15 protein-coding genes and 3 pseudogenes are annotated in these 20,694 nt (G+C 69.8%); 17 read left to right on the top strand and 1 reads right to left on the bottom strand.

Features of this window, described 5'->3' with window-relative positions; translation table 11 throughout:
* Window positions 1-50: 50 nt before the first annotated feature.
* From FIV43_RS06320 to FIV43_RS06280, 9 genes and pseudogenes are all read left to right on the top strand, one after another.
* Window positions 51-818, top strand: a complete 768-nt coding sequence (locus FIV43_RS06320) for a YebC/PmpR family DNA-binding transcriptional regulator (RefSeq protein WP_141013445.1) — start codon at window positions 51-53, stop codon at window positions 816-818.
* Window positions 819-900: 82 nt separating this feature from the next.
* Window positions 901-1,449, top strand: a complete 549-nt coding sequence (gene ruvC, locus FIV43_RS06315; RefSeq protein ID WP_141013444.1) for a crossover junction endodeoxyribonuclease RuvC — start codon at window positions 901-903, stop codon at window positions 1,447-1,449.
* A pseudogene (gene ruvA, locus FIV43_RS06310) lies at window positions 1,446-2,053 on the top strand (Holliday junction branch migration protein RuvA). Before ruvC ends, ruvA begins: the two are co-directional and overlap by 4 nt.
* Window positions 2,054-2,104: 51 nt before the next feature.
* Window positions 2,105-3,208, top strand: a complete 1,104-nt coding sequence (gene ruvB / locus FIV43_RS06305) for a Holliday junction branch migration DNA helicase RuvB (protein WP_141013443.1) — start codon at window positions 2,105-2,107, stop codon at window positions 3,206-3,208.
* Window positions 3,209-3,313: 105 nt separating this feature from the next.
* Complete coding sequence (yajC, locus tag FIV43_RS06300) at window positions 3,314-3,631, top strand: preprotein translocase subunit YajC (RefSeq protein ID WP_231123769.1); 318 nt, start codon at window positions 3,314-3,316, stop codon at window positions 3,629-3,631.
* Window positions 3,632-3,634: 3 nt separating this feature from the next.
* Entirely contained in the window at window positions 3,635-5,413 is a 1,779-nt protein-coding gene (gene secD, locus FIV43_RS06295; protein WP_141013442.1) for a protein translocase subunit SecD, read from the top strand.
* The gene (gene secF / locus FIV43_RS06290; protein ID WP_141013441.1) at window positions 5,413-6,687 is read left to right on the top strand and encodes a protein translocase subunit SecF; all 1,275 of its coding nucleotides are present in this window, start codon (window positions 5,413-5,415) and stop codon (window positions 6,685-6,687) included. Before secD ends, secF begins: the two co-directional genes overlap by 1 nt.
* A gap of 3 nt (window positions 6,688-6,690) precedes the next feature.
* Window positions 6,691-7,239: an adenine phosphoribosyltransferase gene (locus FIV43_RS06285; RefSeq protein ID WP_141013440.1), complete on the top strand. Its 549-nt coding sequence runs from the start codon at window positions 6,691-6,693 to the stop codon at window positions 7,237-7,239.
* Between the two features lie 55 nt (window positions 7,240-7,294).
* Window positions 7,295-9,562, top strand: a complete 2,268-nt coding sequence (locus FIV43_RS06280) for a RelA/SpoT family protein (protein WP_141013439.1) — start codon at window positions 7,295-7,297, stop codon at window positions 9,560-9,562.
* A 49-nt stretch (window positions 9,563-9,611) separates the two neighbouring features.
* On the opposite strand, the gene FIV43_RS06275 is transcribed toward FIV43_RS06280, so the two are convergent.
* Window positions 9,612-10,838 (bottom strand): DUF349 domain-containing protein, encoded by a 1,227-nt coding sequence (locus tag FIV43_RS06275; protein WP_141013438.1) that lies wholly within the window; start codon window positions 10,836-10,838, stop codon window positions 9,612-9,614.
* Between the two features lie 46 nt (window positions 10,839-10,884).
* On the opposite strand from FIV43_RS06275, the pseudogene FIV43_RS06270 reads away from it, so the two are divergent.
* From FIV43_RS06270 to FIV43_RS06235, 8 genes and pseudogenes are all read left to right on the top strand, one after another.
* Window positions 10,885-11,594, top strand: a pseudogene (locus FIV43_RS06270) (MBL fold metallo-hydrolase).
* Window positions 11,595-11,664: 70 nt separating this feature from the next.
* Window positions 11,665-13,012: pseudogene (gene hisS, locus FIV43_RS06265) on the top strand (histidine--tRNA ligase).
* Window positions 13,013-13,087: 75 nt separating this feature from the next.
* Window positions 13,088-14,866 carry an aspartate--tRNA ligase gene (gene aspS / locus FIV43_RS06260; protein WP_141013437.1) on the top strand — a complete coding sequence of 593 codons (1,779 nt, stop codon included), beginning with the start codon at window positions 13,088-13,090 and terminating at the stop codon, window positions 14,864-14,866.
* 141 nt (window positions 14,867-15,007) lie between these two features.
* On the top strand, window positions 15,008-16,669 hold the full coding sequence (locus tag FIV43_RS06255; RefSeq protein WP_141013436.1) for a peptide ABC transporter substrate-binding protein: 1,662 nt from the start codon (window positions 15,008-15,010) through the stop codon (window positions 16,667-16,669).
* A 133-nt stretch (window positions 16,670-16,802) separates the two neighbouring features.
* Complete coding sequence (locus FIV43_RS06250; RefSeq protein WP_141013435.1) at window positions 16,803-17,729, top strand: ABC transporter permease; 927 nt, start codon at window positions 16,803-16,805, stop codon at window positions 17,727-17,729.
* On the top strand, window positions 17,722-18,636 hold the full coding sequence (locus FIV43_RS06245; RefSeq protein WP_141013434.1) for an ABC transporter permease: 915 nt from the start codon (window positions 17,722-17,724) through the stop codon (window positions 18,634-18,636). The genes FIV43_RS06250 and FIV43_RS06245 overlap by 8 nt, the downstream gene beginning before the upstream one ends.
* A gap of 13 nt (window positions 18,637-18,649) precedes the next feature.
* Window positions 18,650-19,687: an ABC transporter ATP-binding protein gene (locus FIV43_RS06240; protein ID WP_141013433.1), complete on the top strand. Its 1,038-nt coding sequence runs from the start codon at window positions 18,650-18,652 to the stop codon at window positions 19,685-19,687.
* Window positions 19,680-20,693, top strand: coding sequence for an ABC transporter ATP-binding protein (locus FIV43_RS06235; RefSeq protein ID WP_141013432.1), 1,014 nt, complete (start codon window positions 19,680-19,682; stop codon window positions 20,691-20,693). Before FIV43_RS06240 ends, FIV43_RS06235 begins: the two co-directional genes overlap by 8 nt.
* Window position 20,694: the final 1 nt, after the last annotated feature.

Genomic DNA, 20,694 nt, shown 5'->3' with positions numbered 1-20,694 from the left:
CGGAGCGACGCAGGTGCTCCGTTACGTGTCGAGTCGGAAGTAGGGGACGGATGTCTGGCCACTCCAAGTGGGCGACCACGAAGCACAAGAAGGCCGCGATCGACGCCAAGCGCGGCAAGCTCTTCGCGAAGCTGATCAAGAACATCGAGATCGCCGCGAAGATGGGCGGCCCCGACCCCTCCGGCAACCCGACCCTCTACGACGCCATCCAGAAGGCGAAGAAGCAGTCGGTCCCGAACAAGAACATCGACTCCGCGGTCAAGCGCGGCGGCGGGCTCGACGGCGGCGGCGTCGACTACGAGACGATCATGTACGAGGTCTACGGGCCCCAGGGCGTCGCGCTGCTGGTGGAGTGCCTGACCGACAACCGCAACCGTGCCGCCATGGAGGTCCGCACGGCGGTCACCCGCAACGGCGGCACCATGGCCGACCCGGGCTCCGTCTCGCGCCTCTTCGTCCGCAAGGGCGTGGTCGTGGTCGCCAAGTCGCAGGAGGAGAAGGAGATCTCCGAGGACGACGTGCTGGAGGCCACCCTCGACGCCGGTGCCGAGGAGGTCAACGACATCGGGGACTCGTGGGAGGTGCAGTCGGACTCCGGTGATGTGGTGGCGGTCCGCAGCGCCCTGCAGGAGGCCGGCATCGACTACGACTCGGCCGAGATCCAGTTCGTGGCGACCCTCGACATCCCGGTCGGCGAGGCCGACGTGGCGAGCAAGGTGTTCCGCCTGGTCGACGCGGTCGACGACCTGGACGACGTGCAGAACGTCTTCAGCAACGCCGACATCCCCGACGAGGTCCTGGAGACCATCGACGCCTGAGCGGCGTGTCCGCCGCCCTGGCCGGCCCGCGGTCGGGGTAGCCTGCGAACACGTGTTCGACAGGCGAGTGGGAGGCAGGCGCATGCGCGTGGTCGGTATCGACCCCGGGCTGACCCGTTGTGGCATCGGGATCGTCGAAGGGGCGATCGGCCGTCCGCTGCGGATGCTCGACGTCGGCGTGGTCCGCACCTCCTCGGACCTCACGGTGCCGGAGCGGCTGGTCAGCATCGAGGCCGGGATCGAGGCGCGACTGGAGGAGTACCGGCCCGACGCCGTCGCCATCGAGCGGGTCTTCGCCCGCTCCGACGTCTCCACCATCATGGGGACGGCCCAGGCCGCCGGCATCGCGATGGTCTGTGCCGCCCGTCGTGGACTTCCGGTCGCCCTGCACACGCCCAGCGAGGTCAAGGCCGCGGTCTCCGGCAACGGCCGGGCCGACAAGGCCCAGGTGGGCGCGATGGTGACCCGGATCCTGCGCCTGGACGCCGCGCCGAAGCCCGCCGACGCCGCCGACGCCCTCGCACTGGCCATCACCCACGTGTGGCGGGGCGGCGCACAGGCACGGATCGACGCCGCACTCGCCGCGAACCACCGCCCCCGCCGCCCACGCACCTCCGGGAGTCCTCGTTGATCGCCTTCGTCCGGGGCCGTGTCGCGGCCGTCAGCCTCTCCAGCGCGGTGCTCGAGGTCGGGGGAGTCGGCCTCGAGCTGATCTGCACCCCGGCCACGTTGGCCGGCCTGCGCCACGGTGACGAGGCCACGCTGCCGACCAGCATGGTCGTCCGCGAGGACTCGATGACCCTGTTCGGCTTCGCCGACGAGGACGAGAAGACGATCTTCGAGATGGTGCAGACCGCGTCGGGGGTCGGCCCCAAGGTCGCCCAGGCGATCCTCGCCGTGCTCACGCCCGACGGCGTACGGACCGCCATCGCCGGCGAGGACGCCAAGACGCTGACCAAGGTGCCGGGGATCGGCCAGAAGGGCGCACAGCGGATCATCCTCGAGCTCAAGGACCGGATCGGCGCCCCGACCGGGTCCCGCGCCGGCCACCCGGTCGCCGCGGCGTCGGCGCCCTGGCGGGACCAGGTGCACCAGGGCTCGTGGGCCTCGGCTACAGCGCGAAGGACGCCGAGAAGGCGGTCGACGCGGTCGCGCCGGAGGCCGAGGCCGCCGGGGGAGCCGCGGACGTCGGCGCGCTGCTGCGCGCGGCACTGCGCACCCTGTCCAAGGCCTGAGGCAGGATCGGACCCAGAGGTCGCGTGCAGTCACACCGGAAGGGATGAGCGTTGCCGTTCGGAGAGAATGAGCTCGAAGCCGCCGAGGAGACCCACCTGAGGTCCCTGACCGCGGCCGAGGCCGACGGCGACGAGCGAGCCGTGGAGGCGGCGCTGCGACCGCGCAGCCTCGACGAGGTGGTCGGCCAGGTCCGGGTCCGCGACCAGCTCGGCCTGGTCCTGGAGGCCGCCCGCCGACGCGGACGGGCTCCCGACCACGTGCTGCTGTCGGGCCCGCCCGGGCTCGGCAAGACCACGCTCGCCATGATCATCGCCCACGAGATGGGGACGCCGCTGCGCCTCACCAGCGGGCCGGCGATCACCCACGCCGGCGACCTCGCGTCGATCCTGTCGGGTCTCAACGACGGCGAGGTGCTCTTCGTCGACGAGATCCACCGGATGTCGCGTCCGGCCGAGGAGATGCTCTACATGGCGATGGAGGACTTCCGGGTCGACGTCGTCATCGGCAAGGGCCCCGGGGCGACCGCGATCCCGCTGGAGCTCCCGTCGTTCACCCTGGTCGGCGCCACCACCCGGGCCGGTCTGCTGCCGGGGCCGCTGCGCGACCGGTTCGGCTTCACCGCCCACCTCGAGTTCTACGAGCCGGACGAGCTCGACCTGATCGTGCACCGCTCGGCCGGGCTGCTGGGGGTGGAGCTCACCGAGGAGGGTTCGGCGGAGATCGCCTCCCGGTCCCGCGGCACGCCCCGGATCGCGAACCGACTGCTGCGCCGGGTGCGCGACTTCGCCCAGGTCCGCGCCGACGGCGTCGTCACCCGGGAGGTGGCCCGCGCCGCCCTCGACCTCTACGAGGTCGACGAGCTGGGTCTGGACCGGCTCGACCGCGGCGTCATCGACGTCCTCTGCCGCCGCTTCGGGGGTGGCCCGGTGGGCGTCTCGACGCTCGCGGTGGCCGTCGGGGAGGAGCGGGAGACCGTCGAGGAGGTCGCGGAGCCCTTCCTGGTCCGCAACGGCTTCCTGGCCCGGACACCGCGCGGCCGCGTGGCGACCGCCGCGGCCTGGCGGCACCTCGGGCTCGCCCCGCCGGCGGTCCCCGACGGCGCGTCGCAGCTCGGCGACCTCCGGAGCGCGGACGAGACCCTGTGGGGTGAATGACCCCGGACCTTCGGGCACTGGGTGACCCCTGGCTACACTTGCCCGTCGGTCGACGCCTGCCCTCTTCCGGGGTGCCGGGCACACCAACCGTTGAGAGGTTTCTTCGTGGAGGAGTACGCGTCCTTGCTGTGGATCGCCGCGATCGCAGTCATCTTCTGGCTGCTCATCATCCGTCCTGCTCAGCGGCGTCAGAAGGCGATGCAGCAGATGCAGTCCGGCCTCGACGTCGGTGACCGGGTGCTGCTGACCAGCGGTGTCTTCGCCACCATCGCCGAGATCACCGACGACGACCTCGCCGTCGAGGTGGCGCCCGGCGTGGTGCTGCGGGTGGTCCGCGGCGCGATCGGCTCCAAGGTGGACCGCAGCGACGAGGCCGAGGAGTCGGACGACGAGGACCCGCTGCCCGAGCAAGGGGACGACTGACCGATGGCTGACCGACGACTTCGACCGGGGCGCACCCTGGTCGTCTTCTTCCTGGGCGTGGCGATCTGCTACGGCCTGGTCGCGCTGACCGGCACCTGGAAGCCGGCGCTCGGCCTCGACCTCGAGGGCGGCACCCGGATCACCCTGACGGCCACCGAGACGCCCAGTCAGGAGAGTCTCGAGGAGGCGCGCAAGATCCTCGACCAGCGTGTCAACGGCTCCGGCGTCAGCGAGGCGGAGGTGACCACGCAGGGCGACAAGTTCATCGTGGTCGAGGTGCCGGGCTCCACCGAGAACCGCAACGAGCTCGAGGAGACGGTCTCGCGGCAGGCGCAGCTGCGCTTCCGCCTGGTCGCCTGCAGCCCGAACCAGCCGAACAAGTGCGCCACCGGCACCCCGGGCCTCGGTCGGGTCGCACCGGACCTCGCGCCCGGCGACGACCCCACCGACGCGCCCGCGGACGGCAAGAACAAGAAGTCCGACAAGGACGACGCGGCCCAGCAGGCCACCGAGTCGGCGGGACCCACCGGCGACTCCTCCGACCCGGCGACCGCGGAGCCGACCGACGGCTCCACCCAGGCGCCGGCCGAGGGCCAGACCGCCGCCGGCGACGGCACCGCGGAGGGCGAGATCGCCTGGAGCCGCAGCCCCGACGCCCAGTCGGTCGCGCTCTACAACGCCTCCACCTGCACCGCCGACGGGGTGCTGACCGACGCCGAGGGCAAGCCCGCCGAGCTGGTCGACGACCCGGACAAGCCGTTGGTCGCCTGCGGCGAGCCGCAGGACGGGCAGTCCCCGAAGTACCTGCTGTCCCGCTCGATCATCGAGGGCACCGAGCTCACCGACGCCTCCGCCGGCATCCCGCAGAACCAGCTGCAGTGGGTCGTCAACATCGAGATGGGCAACGACACCGAGAAGGCCAACCCGCCGGGCAGCACCGGTGCCGCCGACGACTTCGAGACCGTCTCCCGCGAGTTCCAGGGCACCGACGAGCAGTTCGCGATCGTGCTGGACGGCCAGGTGCTCTCCGCGCCGGTGATGACCGCGGTGATCACCGACGGTCAGTCCCAGATCGAGGGCGACTTCAACGAGACCACGGCCAACTCGCTGGCCACCAGCCTGAAGTACGGCGCGCTGCCGATCACCTTCGAGGACGAGCCGACGGTCGAGGAGATCGGCCCGTCGCTGGCCGGCAACCAGCTGACCGCCGGTCTCACCGCGGGTGCCTTCGGTCTCGCCCTGGTGATGCTCTACTGCCTCTTCTACTACCGCGGCCTCGGCCTCGTCGTGGTCGCCTCGCTGTTCGTCGCGGCGTCGGTGACCTACGCGATGGTGCTGCTGCTCAGCGAGACCGCCGGGTTCACGCTGACCCTGCCCGGTATCGCGGGTCTGATCATCGCCGTCGGTGTCACCGCCGACTCCTTCGTGATCTTCTTCGAACGCATCCGCGACGAGATGCGGGAGGGGAAGTCGATGCGGGTCGCGGTGGAGACCGGTTGGGCCCGTGCCCGGGTCACCCGGATCGCGGCGAACACCGTGCAGCTGCTCTCGGCCGCCGTGCTCTACATCTTCGCGACCGGCGCCGTGAAGGGCTTCGGCTTCGCGCTGGGTCTGACCACGCTGATCGACCTCGCGGTGCTCTTCTGGTTCACCAAGCCGATGGTGTCGTGGCTGGCCCAGTTCAAGTTCTTCAACTCCGGCAACAAGTGGTCCGGCCTCAGCAAGGAGACGCTGGGCATGGACGCACCCCGCCCGGCCAGGACCGTGGGAGGGGAAGCCTGATGGGCAAGATGTCCCGGCTCGGCAACGAGCTCTACCAGGGCCGCCGGTCCATCGACTTCGTCGGCAAGCGTGCCCTCTGGTACGGCATCTCCGTGGTGCTGGTCGCGCTGGCGATCACCGCGGTCTCCGTCAAGGGCCTCAACTTCGGTGTCGAGTTCGTCGGCGGTACGACGTACTCGGTGCCCGTAGGCGATGGCAACGCCACCCAGGACAACGCCGACGAGCTCTCCGCGGCGATCGACGAGGCGGAGATCGACGGCGCGGTGAACCCCACCGTCACCACCGCCGGCAGCGACGCGCTCACCGTGCAGATGGAGGAGCTCGACGAGGACGGTCGGGCGGCGGTGTCGGAAGTGGTCATCGGCCTCTACCCGGACCTGACCGACGCGGACATCTCCAAGACCGAGGTCGGCCCCAGCTGGGGCGCGGAGGTCGCCGAGCGGGCGCTGCTCGGTGTGCTGATCTTCCTGATCCTCGTGGTGCTCTTCATCTGGGGCTACTTCCGCGAGTGGAAGATGTCGGTGGCGGCACTGGTCGCGCTGTTCCACGACGTCGCGATCACCATCGGGATCTACGCGCTCTCGGGCTTCCAGGTGACGCCCGCCGCGGTGACCGGTGTGCTGGCGATCCTCGGCTTCTCGCTCTACGACACGGTCGTGGTGTTCGACAAGATCAAGGAGAACACCACCACGCTGCGGAAGAACACCCAGTCGTACTCCGACGCCGCCAACCTGGCCGTCAACCAGACGCTGGTGCGCTCGATCAACACCTCGATCGTGGCGCTGATCCCGATCGGCGCGATCCTCTACGTGAGCGCGACCCAGCTCGGCGCGAGCTCGCTGCAGGACCTGGCCCTCGCGCAGTTCGTCGGCATGGCGGCGGGTGTCTACTCCTCGGTGATGATCGCTCCGCGACTGCTGGTGCAGATGAAGTCGCGCGAGGGTGACGTGCAGGAGCAGGCACGCCGAGCGCGCGCCAAGAAGCGCGCGGCGGCCGACCGCTACGCCGCGGTGCCGACGTTCGTCGACGACATGCCGGTCAAGGAGACCACCGCGGAGCTCGACGAGTACGGCTTCGAGGACGACGAGGGCTTCTCCGCTGACGAGGAGGAGCCGGAGACCCCGCGGGGTACGTCATCCACCGACGCCTCGGAGATGCCGGTCGCCGGCAAGGGCCGGACTTTGCCCACCTCGACCCGCAAGGTCGACGAGAGCGGTGCCGCCGGACGCAAGCAGCCGGTCCGTGAGACGCGCTCCAAGCGCGGCAAGAAGTAGCCGGTGACCGGGGCGACCGAGGTCGGCGAGGTCCTCGAGCGGCTGGTCCGCGACGTGCCGGACTTCCCCGAGCCCGGCATCGTGTTCAAGGACATCACGCCGCTGCTGGCGGACCCGGCGGGCCTGGCCGCGGTGGTCACCGCGCTGGCCGCGGCCGGGCGCGACCTGACCGGCGCGCCGGTCGTGGACAAGGTCGCCGGCATGGAGGCACGGGGATTCATCCTGGCCGCGCCGGTGGCGCTCAGCCTCGGTGTCGGCTTCGTCCCGGTGCGCAAGCCCGGGAAGCTGCCGGGGGAGACCCATGCGATCTCCTACGCCCTGGAGTACGGCGAGGCCACGCTCGAGGTGGCCCACGACGCCTTCGCGCCCGGCGACCGGGTGCTGCTGATCGACGACGTGCTGGCGACCGGGGGCACCGCGGTGGCCACCGCCGACCTGGTCCGCCGCTGCGGGGCCGAGCCGGTCGGGCTCGCCGTCCTGATGGAGCTCGGCTTCCTGGACGGCCGCGCCGGCCTGGGCGAGGTCCCGGTGACCGCGCTCAGCGTCGCGTGAGGCGCTGATCCCGACTCGGCGGCCGGTGCTCGGGACCACGCCCTAGACTGGCGCAATGGCAGAGGAACGCACCGCTCCGCGACCGTCGCCGGTCCGCGCGCGCCTGGCCAGGATGGGCGGGCGCAGCGGGAGCAGCAACCCCGTCCTCGAGCCACTGTTCCGTGCCGTCCGGGCCAACCACCCCAAGGCCGACCTGGCGCTGCTGGAGCGTGCCTACGCCACCGCCGAGCGGCTCCACGGCGACCAACGGCGCAAGAGCGGTGACCCCTACATCACCCACCCGCTCGCGGTGACCACGATCCTGGCCGGGATCGGGATGACCGAGCCGACGCTCGTTGCGGCGCTGCTGCACGACACGGTCGAGGACACGCCGTACACGCTCGACGAGTGTCGTCGGGACTTCGGTGACGAGGTCGCCCGCCTCGTCGACGGTGTCACCAAGCTGGACAAGGTCGTCTACGGCGAGAACGCGAAGGCCGAGACGATCCGCAAGATGATCGTCGCGATGTCCCGCGACATCCGGGTCCTGGTGATCAAGCTGGCCGACCGCCTGCACAACATGCGCACGCTGCGGTTCGTCCCGCCGAAGAGCCAGGAGCGGACCGCGCGGGAGACGCTGGACATCTACGCCCCGCTGGCCCACCGGCTGGGCATGAACACGATCAAGTGGGAGCTGGAGGACCTGGCCTTCGCCACCCTCCACCCGAAGATCTACGACGAGATCGTACGGATGGTCGCCGAGCGGGCGCCGGCCCGGGACACCTTCCTGGCCGAGGTGATCAGCCAGGTCGAGAAGGACCTGCGCGAGTCGAAGATCAAGGCGACCGTGACCGGCCGACCGAAGCACTACTACTCGATCTACCAGAAGATGATCGTCGGCGGCCGCGACTTCTCCGACATCTACGATCTGGTCGGCATCCGGATCCTGGTCGAGCAGGACCGCGACTGCTACGGGGTCCTCGGCGTACTGCACTCGCGGTGGAACCCGGTGCTCGGCCGGTTCAAGGACTACGTCGCGATGCCGAAGTTCAACATGTACCAGTCGCTGCACACCACCGTGATCGGCCCGGCCGGCAAACCGGTGGAGATGCAGATCCGCACCTTCGCGATGCACCGGCGTGCGGAGTACGGCGTCGCGGCGCACTGGAAGTACAAGGAGGACGGGCGCGTCGGCAACGACACCGACCAGCGCGGCGACCTCGACGACATGAGCTGGGTGCGCCAGCTGCTCGACTGGCAGAGCGAGATCGACGACCCGGGCGAGTTCCTGGAGTCGCTGCGCTTCGAGATCAACCAGACCGAGACCTACGTCTTCACCCCTCGCGGCGACGTGATCGCGCTGCCGTCGGGCTCGACGCCGGTGGACTTCGCCTATGCGGTGCACACCGAGGTCGGCCACCACACGATCGGCTCGCGGGTGAACGGGCGGCTGGTGCCGCTGGAGTCGACCCTGGAGAACGGCGACGTGGTCGAGGTCTTCACCTCCAAGGCGCCCACCGCGGGACCGTCGCGTGACTGGCTCAACTTCGTCAAGTCCCAGCGCGCCCGCTCCAAGATCCGTCAGTGGTTCACCAAGGAGCGGCGCGAGGAGGCGATCGACAAGGGCAAGGACGAGATCGCCAAGCTGATGCGCAAGGAGGGCCTGCCCCTCAAGCGCCTGATGAGCCACGACATCCTCAGCCAGGTCGCCGAGCAGTGCAAGGTCGCCGACGTGACCGCGCTCTACGCGGCCGTGGGGGAGAGCAACATCGGTGCGCAGACCGTGGTGCGCCGGGTGATCGAGCTGCACGGCGGCGACGAGGGCGCCCAGGAGGACCTCGCCGAGGCCGTCACCATCACCGGCCGCAGCCGGCGGGCCCGCTCCACCAGCGGCGGAGACTCCGGCGTCATCGTGCGCGGCGCCCCGGACGTCTGGGTCAAGCTGGCCCGCTGCTGCACCCCGGTGCCGCCCGACGAGATCCTCGGGTTCGTCACCAAGGGCGGCGGCGTCTCGGTGCACCGCACGGACTGCACCAATGCCGCCAACCTGATGACCCAGCCCGACAAGGTGCTCGACGTCGAGTGGGCGCCCACCGGTCAGTCGACGTTCCTGGTCAACATCCAGGTCGAGGCACTGGACCGCGCGCGCCTGCTCTCCGATGTCTCCCTGGTGCTCTCCGACGCCCACCTGGACCTGCTGTCCGCCACCTTGAACACCAGCCGCGACCGGGTCGCCAAGCTGCGGTTCACCTTCGAGATGGCCGACGCGAAGCACCTCGACACGGTGCTGAACGCGGTACGCAGCGTGCCGGGCGTCTTCGACGTCTACCGGGTGACCGCCTGAGGGGTGCCGGTCTCCGGCGCCGCTCCGCGCCCGAGACCGACACCGCCGGTCAGCTGAAGTCGGCGCTCGCCCGCCGCGCCATCTCCAAGAAGGAGCGCTGACCCTCGAGGTTCTTCTCCAACTCGGCGATCCGCTTCTGGTCCCCCGACGCCTGGGCCTTGGCGAGCTTCTCCTCGGCCTCCGCGATGGCGGACTCGAGCTTGGAGACCATGTCGTCGGCGCGGGCCGACTTCTCCGGGTCGGTACGACGCCACTGGTCGTCCTCGAGCTTGCGGATCTCCTGCTCGACGACCCTCATCCGTCCCTCGAGCTCCTTGATCCGGGCGCGCGGCACCTTGCCCGCCTCGTCCCAGCGCTCCGCGATGCCGCGGAAGGTGGCCTTGGCCGCGGCGAGATCGGTGATCGGGAGCAGCGCCTCGGCCTCGACCAGGATCGCCTCCTTCACCTCGGCGTTGGCGGCGAACTCGGCGTCCAGGGCGGCGTTGGCCGCGTCGCGGGCGCCGAAGAACCTGTCCTGGGCGCCGCGGAAGCGACCCCAGAGCTGGTCGTCGACCGCCTTGGGCGCGGGTCCGGCGGCCTTCCACTGGCGCATCAGGTCCCGGTAGCGTCCGGCGGTCGGACCCCACTCCGTGGAGTCGGCGATCGCCTCGGCCTCCTTGACCAGCCGCTCCTTGATCACCCGGGCGCCCTCGCGACGCTCGTCCTGCTGCGCGAAGTGCGCCTTGCGGGCCTTGGTGTAGGCCGAGCGTGCGGAGGAGAAGCGCTTCCACAGCTCGTCGTCGGTGGCGCGGTCCAGGCGGGGGAGCTGCTTCCACTGGTCGAGCAGCTCACGCAGCCGGTTGGCCCCGTTGCGCCAGTCGCGGCCGGACGCGATCTTCTCCGCCTCGGCGGCCAGCGCCTCCTTGCCCTCCCGCGCCTCGTCGGCCTTGCGGGCCTTCTCCGCGCGGCGCAGGTCGCGCTGGGAGGCGATCACCGGGCCGAGCTCGTCGAGCTTGGCGGCCAGGCCGGCCAGGTCGCCGACCGCGTTGGCCTCGACGACCTCCGCACGGACGGACTTCACCCGTGACGCCGCTTCGTCGGGCGAGAGCACACCGGAGTTCACCCGCCGATGCAGCAGGTCGACCTCGACCACGAGCGCGTCGAAACGCTTGGTGAAGAAGGCAAGGGCCTCCTCTGGGCTCGTATCCGGGACCTGCCCGACCTGTCGTTCGCCGTCGGTGGTCTTCACATAGACGGTGCCGTCGTTGTCGACCCGTCCCCACTCCGAGGTAGTCACAGTGGGCCATGCTAGTGCCGATCGCCACGACGGATAGGCTGGGTCGGTGCTGATCGCCGGCTTCCCCGCAGGACCGTGGGGCACGAACTGCTATCTCGCCGCCACCGGACCGGGGGCCGAGTGCATCGTGATCGACCCCGGCAAGGACGCCGCACCCGGCGTCGCCGAGGTGGTCCGGGAGCACCGGCTCAAGCCGATCGCGGTGCTGGTGACCCACGGCCACATCGACCACATGTGGTCGGTCGCGCCCGTGGCCGGGACCTACGACGCCACCGCGTGGATCCATCCCGAGGACCGTCACCTGCTCACCGATCCGATGGCGGGATGAGCCCGGAGAGCACCCAGATGCTGCTCGGCGGCGACTACCGGTGGGCCGAGCCGGACGACGTGCAGGAGCTCAGCGACGCCCAGGTCCTGGAGCTGGCCGGGATGGAGTTCACCATCGACCACACCCCGGGACACACCCGCGGGTCGGTCAGCTTCCGCACGCCCTACGGCGAGCAGGACATCTCCCAGCTGCTGTTCTCGGGCGACACGCTGTTCGCCGGCTCGATCGGACGCACCGACCTGCCCGGCGGCGACCATCCGACGATGCTGCGGACGCTCGCCGAGAAGGTGCTGGTGCTCGACGACGACATCGTCGTGCTCCCGGGCCACGGGGAGCAGACCTCCATCGGCCGGGAGCGGGCGACGAACCCCTTCCTCCTCGACCTCCAGGACTCCGGCAGCGCCTCGCGCGTGACCCGGGGCCTCTGACCGCCGCCCACCCCGGCACGCCGCGCCGCAGCAGGCGCGCGACCGCCTCGCCACGAGACACGAAAGACTGATGAGCGCCAAGCCCACCCCGCTCAGCGGGTTCCCCGAGCTCCTCCCCGAGCAGCGGATCGTCGAGCAGCAGATCATCGACACGCTGCGCCACACCTTCGAGCTCTACGGCTTCGGCGGCATGGAGACCCGTGCCGTCGAGCCCCTCGACCAGCTGCTGCGCAAGGGGGACACCTCCAAGGAGGTGTACCTGCTGCGCCGGCTGCACGAGGAGAGCCCGGAGGGCCACGCCGGGATGGGGCTGCACTTCGACCTGACCGTCCCGTTCGCCCGCTACGTGCTGGAGAACGCCGGCAAGCTCGAGTTCCCGTTCCGGCGGCACCAGATCCAGCGGGTGTGGCGCGGCGAGCGTCCGCAGGAGGGACGCTTCCGGGAGTTCCTCCAGGCCGACATCGACGTGGTCGGGCGCGACACGCTGCCGTTCCACCACGACGTGGAGGTCGCCCGGGTCATGGTCGACGCGCTGACCCGCCTCGACTTCCTGCCCGCCTTCCGGCTCCAGGTGAACAACCGCAAGCTGATCCAGGGCTTCTACCTGGGCCTCGGGGTGACCGAGCCCGACGAGGTGATGCGCCTGGTCGACAAGCTGGACAAGCTGCCCGCCGAGAAGGTGCACGAGCTGCTGGTCACCGAGGCCGGCATCGACGCCGGCACCGCGGACCGGGTGCTCGCGCTGGCGACCATCCGCTCCGCCGACGACTCCTTCGTGCAACGGGTCCGCGACCTCGGCGTCGAGCACCCGCTCCTCGACGAGGGGCTCGACGAGCTGGCCCGGCTGGTGACCGGGGTCGCCGACCTGGTCTCCGCCCAGGTCGGCGTCGAGGCGGACCTGGCCATCGCCCGCGGGCTGGACTACTACACCGGCACCGTCTTCGAGACCCGTCTCGACGGCTACGAGTCGCTCGGTTCGATCTGCTCCGGGGCCGGTACGACGCGCTGGCCAGCGACGGTCGCTCGACCTACCCGGGGTGGGCATCTCGCTCGGCGTCAGCCGCGTCGTCGTACCGCTGATCGCGCGGACCGGGCTGGTCGCGGACCGGAAGGTGCCCAGCGTCGTCCTGGTCGCCCTGGCCGACGAGGAGAGCCGGGCCGGCTCCGACGCGATCGCGGCCGCCCTGCGCGCCCGCGACATCCCGTGCGAGGTGGCCGCCGCGCCCCAGCGTTTCGGCAAGCAGATCCGCTACGCGGAGCGGCGCGGCATCCCCTACGTCTGGTTCCGCTCGACGGCCGAGGACGGCACCGTCACCGACGAGGTGAAGGACATCCGCAGCGGCGAGCAGTTCGCGGCGGACGCCGGGACGTGGCAGCCTCCTGCGGAGGACCTGCGTGCCCGCATCACCCGCGGCTGAGACCCAGCCGCAGCCCCGCAGCACCACCCGAGCTCACGAAGCACCCCACGAAGCACCTCACAAGGAGACGACGAAGTGATCCGCACCCATGACGCCGGCAGCCTGCGCCCCGAACACGTCGGTGAGACCGTCACGCTGGCCGGGTGGGTGGCCAACCGGCGCGACCACGGCGGTGTGGCCTTCATCGACCTGCGTGACGCCAGCGGCGTGGTCCAGGTCGTGATCCGGGACGAGGAGGTCGCCCACGCCCTGCGCGCCGAGTACTGCCTCAAGGTCACCGGCGAGGTCACCGCCCGCCTGGAGGGCAACGAGAACCCCAACCTGCCCACCGGCGCGATCGAGGTCGTCACCCTGCCCGGCACCGAGGGCGTCGAGGTGCTCAGCGCCGCCGCGCCGCTGCCGTTCCCGATCAGCGACCACGTCGACGTGGGCGAGGAGGCGCGCCTGCGCCACCGCTACCTGGACCTGCGCCGCTCGGGCCCCGGCAGCGCTCTGCGGCTGCGCAGCAAGGTGAACAAGACCGCCCGCGACGTGCTCGACGCCCACGGGTTCGTCGAGATCGAGACGCCGACCCTGACCCGCAGCACGCCGGAGGGCGCCCGCGACTTCCTGGTGCCGGCCCGGCTGCAGCCGGGCAGCTGGTACGCCCTGCCGCAGAGCCCGCAGCTGTTCAAGCAGCTGCTCATGGTCGCCGGCATGGAGCGGTACTTCCAGATCGCCCGCTGCTACCGCGACGAGGACTTCCGGGCGGACCGCCAGCCCGAGTTCACCCAGCTCGACATCGAGATGAGCTTCGTCGAGCAGGACGACGTGATCGCCCTGGGCGAGCAGATCGTCGCCGGGCTCTGGAAGCTGATCGGGTACGACGTGCCCCTGCCGCTGCCGCGGATGACCTACGCCGACGCGATGGCCCGCTACGGCTCCGACAAGCCCGACCTGCGGATGGGCCAGGAGCTGGTGGAGTGCACCGAGTACTTCGCCGACACCCCGTTCCGCGTCTTCCAGGCCGACTACGTCGGCGCCGTGGTGATGCCCGGGGGAGCGAGCCAGCCCCGCAAGCAGCTCGACGCCTGGCAGGAGTGGGCCAAGCAGCGTGGCGCCCGCGGCCTGGCCTACGTCCTGGTCCAGGAGGACGGCGAGCTCACCGGTCCGGTCGCCAAGAACATCACCGACGCGGAGAAGGCCGGTCTGGCCGCGCACGTCGGCGCCCGGCCCGGCGACTGCATCTTCTTCGCCGCCGGTGCGGTGAAGACCAGCCGGGCCCTGCTCGGCGCGGCCCGCCTGGAGATCGGCCGTCGCTGCGGGCTGATCGACGAGGACGCCTGGAGCTTCCTCTGGGTCGTGGACGCTCCGCTGTTCGAGCCGGCCAGCGACGCCGTCGCCTCCGGTGACGTCGCGGTCGGCGAGGGCGCCTGGACCGCGGTGCACCACGCGTTCACCTCGCCGCAGGACCTCGACGCCTTCGACGCCGACCCCGGCAACGCCCTGGCCTGGGCCTACGACATGGTCTGCAACGGCAACGAGATCGGCGGCGGCTCGATCCGTATCCACCGCGAGGACGTGCAGAAGCGCGTCTTCGAGGTGATGGGGATCAGCAGCGAGGACGCCGAGGAGAAGTTCGGCTTCCTGCTCGAGGCGTTCAAGTACGGCGCCCCGCCGCACGGCGGCATCGCGTTCGGCTGGGACCGGATCGTGGCGCTGCTGGCCCGCACCGACTCGATCCGCGACGTGATCGCCTTCCCGAAGTCCGGGGGCGGGTTCGACCCGCTCACCGCCGCGCCCGCGCCGATCACGCCGGCGCAGCGCAAGGAGGCCGGTGTGGACGCTCCGGCGGAGGCGAAAACCGAAGCCTGAGGGTGTGCGGCCGGACGATCTGGTGCGGGTCGCGACCAGATCGTTATCGCTCGGTGACCGACGCAGGTCCTTTCAACAACTAGGTTTCGTGCGGTGCCCGGGTTTTTCGGGATCACGCATTTTCACTTGAGGAGGACATGCATGCGAGGCATCAATCGTGCGGTCGGCGTGGTCGCCGCATCCGCGCTCGCCCTCACATTGTCGGCATGTGGCGGCGATGACTCGGGCGACGAGAGCGAGGCTGGGTTGACCGTCTTCGGTTGCAACCCGGAGAACCCGCTCGTTCCGCAGAACACCGCCGAGACCTGCGGTGGAGACCCGCAGGACCTGACGGTCGCGAAGCTGATCCACTACGACGTCGAGAACGCTGCGCCCAGCTACGACATCGCGGAGTCGATCGAGACCGACGACAACCAGAACTTCACGGTCAAGATCAAGCCCGACTACAAGTTCTCCGACGGCACGACCGTCACGGCCGAGAGCTTCGTCAAGGCGTGGAACTACGCCGCGTGGGGCCCCAACGGCTACCAGGCCAACTACTTCTTCGAGCCCTTCGCCGGCTACGCGGCGATGCAGTGCGCCCCGCCGGAGAACGCGGAGCTCGCCGAGGACGAGGACCCCTGCGCCAAGTACCCGCCGGTCGACAAGGACGAGGCCCTGGACGGCCTGGAGGTCGTCGACGAGACCACCTTCACCATCCAGACCACCGAGAAGGTCTCGAACCTCGAGGTCCGTCTCGGCTACACCGCCTTCGCGCCCCTCCCGGAGTCCTTCTTCGAGGACCCGGACGCCTTCGGCGAGAAGCCGGTCGGCGCCGGCCCCTACATGGTCGACAAGTGGACCAAGAACGAGGAGATCGTCCTCTCCAAGAACCCCGAGTACAGCGGTGAGTATCCGGGCGTCGAGGACCAGATCACCTTCCGGATCTACGAGAACGCCGAGGCGGCCTACGCCGACCTGCAGGCCGGCAACCTCGACGTGATCAACCAGATCCCGACGGACTCGCTGATCGACGACAAGTGGCTGACGGACCTCGACGACCGCGGCACCTCGCGTCCGGTCGGTGTGATCCAGACGATCGGCATCAACCCGGTCGCCGACAAGGGCCTGGACGACCCGGATCTGCGCAAGGCGATCTCGATGGCGATCGACCGGCAGACCGTGATCGACCAGATCTTCGCGGGCACCCGTGAGCCGGCCACCGGCTGGGTCTCCCCGGTCGTCGACGGCTACGAGGCCGGCGCGTGCGGCGATTGGTGCAACTACGACCCCGAGGCCGCGAAGAAGCTGTGGGACAAGGCCGGCGGCTACGACGGCGACCTGACCCTCGCGGTGAACAACGACAGCGACCACGGCCCCTGGGCCGAGGCCGCCTGCAACTCGATCCGGCAGGCGCTGGACGTCGAGTGCACCGTCGACCTGAGCCGTGACTTCGCGACCTTCCTCACCGACCTCGGCGAGGGCAAGATCAAGGGTCTGTTCCGTCAGGGCTGGCAGATGGACTACCCGTCCATCGAGAACTTCCTCGTCCCGCTGTACAGCAAGGGCGCGTCGTCGAACTACTACGGTCCGTACGACAACCCGGAGTTCGAGCAGCTGACCCGCGAGGCGGCGGCAGCCGACGACCTGGACACCGCCAACGGCCTGTACCAGCAGGCCGAGCAGTTGCTGTCCGAGGACATGCGGATCATCCCGCTGTGGTACGCGACCGGTCAGGCCGGCTGGTCCGACCGCGTCGACGGAGAGGTCGCGATCAACGCCTTCGGTGTTCCGGACTACCGGAACGTCGAGCTGGCGAACTGATCGTCCGACGGTGAGGACGACGGCTGCCGGTCCGCGGATCCCCGCGGGCCGGCAGCCCGAGTCCGCCGTCACCCACGCTGGACAACACACCCCTGCGCGCCCCCGGCGCGCTCTGCGCTGACACGGAGGAACGGTGGGCAAGTACACCCTCCGACGGCTGCTCCAGATGATCCCGGTGGTCATCGGATCAACCTTCTTGATCTACGCGATGGTCTTCTCGCTCCCGGGCGACCCCACCGCCGGCAAATGCGGTGAACGGCCGTGCTCACCGGAGTACGTCGCTCAGTTCAAGGAGAAGTACAACCTCAACGACCCGCTCCCGGTCCAGTACGTCAAGTACATGGGCAACGTGATCCAGGGCGACCTCGGTGAGTCCCAGTACGGGGTCCCCGTGCGCGACGAGCTGGCCGACCGCTTCACCACGACCCTCAAGCTGGGCGTCGTCGCCCTCGCCTTCGAGGCGGTGATCGGCATCGGCGCCGGCGTCCTCTCCGGACTCAGACGCGGCGGGTTCATCGACAACCTGGTCCTGGTCAGCACGCTGGTCGTGATCTCGATCCCGATCTTCGTGATCGGCACGGTCCTCCAGCTCTATCTCGGCGTGAAATGGGGCATCTTCCCGGTCACCGTGGGCTCCGACGCCCCCTGGTTCGACCTGCTGCTGCCCGGCATGGTCCTCGGCTCGACGTCGGTGGCGTACCTGGCCCGACTGATGCGCTCCGACCTCGCCGACACGATGCGGACCGACTACATCCGAACCGCCCACGCGAAGGGCCTCGCCCAGGGCCGGGTGGTCGGCGTGCACGCGCTGCGCAACTCGATGATCCCGGTGGTCACCTTCCTGGGCTACGACTTCGGCGCGCTCCTGGGCGGCGCGGTCATCACCGAGGGCATCTTCAACATCCACGGCATCGGCGGCTACGTGTACCGCGGTATCGGGGACCGCGACGGCATGGTGGTCGTCGGCACGGTGACCGTGCTGGTGCTGGTCTACCTGCTCGCCAACCTGATCGTGGACCTCGTCTACGGCCTCATCGACCCGAGGATCTCCCATGACTGACACCGCTGACGCCGCGCTGGTCCCGGACGCCAGCGACGAGGTCAACGACGCACGACCGCTCAGTGCGGAGGCGTGGCGCTCGCTGCGCACCAAGCCTATGTTCTGGATCTCGGCGACGCTGATCTTCGTCTTCGTGATGATGGCGGCGTTCCCGAGCATCTTCACCACCCTCGACCCGCGCGAGTCCATCCTCTCCGAGGCCCGCCGCGGGCCGAGCTCGGAGCACTGGTTCGGGCAGGACCGTCAGGGCTACGACCTCTACACCCGCTGCATCTACGGAGCCCGAGCCTCGATCCTGGTCGGCCTCACCGCCACCATCGGCACGTCGGTCGTCGGCGTCACCCTGGGTCTGATCGCGGGCTACATGGGCGGCTGGATCGACGCGCTGATCAGCCGGTTCGCGGAGATCTTCTTCGCCCTTCCGCTGCTGCTCGGCGCGATCATCATCCTGCAGTCGGTCAGCTTCGGCGACACCTACTTCGCCATCGTCGGCCAGGTGGCGGCCGTGCTGATCGTGCTCGGCTGGCCGAGCATCTTCCGCCTGATGCGCTCGGCGGTGATCCAGGTCAAGCCGCAGGAGTACGTGCAGGCGGCCCGCGCGCTGGGCTGCTCGCCGCTGCGGATCGCCCGCTCGCACATCCTGCCCAACGCGCTCGGTCCGGTGATCGTGGTCTCCACCATCAACCTGGGTGTGTTCATCTCCGCGGAGGCGGCGCTGTCGTTCCTCGGCATCGGTCTCCGGCCGCCCACGGTCTCGTGGGGCGTGATGATCTCCGACGGTGCCGGTGCCATGCAGTCGGCGCCGCACGGGTTGCTGTTCCCGTCGCTGTTCCTGAGCCTGGCCGTGCTGGCCTTCATCATGCTCGGCGACGCGATCCGTGACGCGTTCGATCCGAAGTCCAAGTGAGTTGAGTGCCGAGATGACGACTTCGCAGAAGTACCCCGAGTACGAGAACCGGGCGTCCGCCGCGAGCGGCGACGCCCCGCTGCTCGAGGTCGAGGACCTCCACGTCGAGTTCCACACCCGCGACGGCGTGGCGAGCGCGATCAACGGCGTGAACTTCCAGCTCGACGAGCGGGAGACGCTCGCCATCCTGGGCGAGTCCGGCTCCGGGAAGTCGGTGACCGCGCAGGCGATCATGGGCATCCTGGACATGCCGCCGGCCCGGATCCCGCACGGGCAGATCCGCTACCGGGGCAACGACCTGCTGACCATGTCGGACAAGAGCCGGCAGGCGATCCGAGGCTCCGAGATCTCGATGATCTTCCAGGACGCCCTCTCCTCGCTGAACCCGGTCTTCCCGGTCGGCTGGCAGATCGCCGAGATGTTCCGCAAGCACCGCAGGATGAACCGCCGTGACTCGCTCGACGAGGCGGTCCGGCTGATGGAGCGGGTGCAGATCCCGGCCGCGAAGGAACGCGTCCGGTCCTACCCGCACCAGTTCTCCGGCGGCATGCGCCAGCGGATCATGATCGCGATGGCGATCGCGCTGAACCCGCGGGTGCTGATCGCGGACGAGCCGACCACCGCGCTGGACGTGACCGTGCAGGCCCAGATCATGTCGCTCCTGCAGGAGATCCAGGACGAGGAGGGGATGGGCCTGATCCTGATCACCCACGACCTCGGCGTCGTGGCGGACGTGGCGGACCGGATCGCGGTGATGTACGCGGGCCGGATCGTGGAGACGTCCGACGTGGTGCCGCTCTACCAGAAGCCGGCCCACCCCTACACCAAGGGCCTGATCGAATCCATCCCGCAGCTGGAGGACAAGGGCAAGGAGCTGTTCGCCATCAAGGGCCTCCCGCCGAGCCTGCTGCGGATGCCCACGGGCTGCAAGTTCCACCCACGCTGCAACCGGGCTGTCGAGGTCTGCCGGACCGACGACCCCGAGCTGCGTGAGGTGCAGCCCGGTCGTTACTCGCGTTGCCACTTCGCGGAGGAGGTGCTCGGTGAGTGAGGTCGTCCTCAAGGCCGAGGGACTGAAGAAGCACTACCCGATCAAGGACGGCGTCATCCGCCGTACGGTCGGGCACGTCAAGGCCGTCGACGGGGTCTCCTTCGACCTCAAGGCCGGCGAGACCCTGGGCATCGTGGGGGAGTCGGGGTGTGGCAAGTCCACCCTCGGCCGCCTGCTGATGCGCCTGGAGGAGCCGACCGCCGGCAGCGTCTACTTCGGTGACCGCGACATCTTCAAGGCGAGTCGCAGCGACATGCGACAACTGCGTCGCGAGATCCAGATCGTCTTCCAGGACCCGTACACGTCGCTGAACCCCCGCAAGACCGTCGGCGCGATCATCGGGGAGCCGTTCGACATCCACAAGGACGCGGTGCCGAAGTCCGGGCGCAAGAAGCGCGTCCAGGAGCTGATGGAGATGGTCGGGCTCAGCCCGGAGCACATCAACCGCTACCCGCACCAGTTCTCCGGTGGTCAGCGCCAGCGGATCGGCATCGCCCGCGGGATCGCGCTGAACCCGAAGGTGCTGATCTGCGACGAGCCGGTCTCCGCGCTGGACGTCTCGGTCCAGGCGCAGGTGATCAACGTGATGGAACGGCTCCAGGACGAGCTGGGCTTGGCCTACGTGTTCATCGCGCACGACCTGGCCGTGGTCCGTCACATCTCCGACCGGGTCGCCGTGATGTATCTCGGCAAGGTGGCCGAGATCGGTACCGACGAGGAGATCTACGACCGCTCCACGCACCCCTACACCCGGGCGCTGCTCTCCGCGGTCCCGGTGCCGGACCCGACACTGCGCGGTGAGCGGCAGCAGATCACCCTCACCGGCGACGTTCCGTCCCCGGCGAACCCGCCCGCCGGCTGCCGGTTCCACACCCGGTGCTGGCGCGCGGAGGCGATCTGCGGTGTCGAGGAGCCGGAGCTGATCGAGCGGGCCGACATCGGCGGCATGCACCACTCGGCGTGCCATTTCGTCGAGGACGTCATGATCAGCAACAGCCGCAGCTGAC

This window comes from Nocardioides sambongensis (genome assembly GCF_006494815.1).
Classification (GTDB): domain Bacteria; phylum Actinomycetota; class Actinomycetes; order Propionibacteriales; family Nocardioidaceae; genus Nocardioides; species Nocardioides sambongensis.
This window is presented reverse-complemented; position numbering and strand designations above follow the sequence as displayed.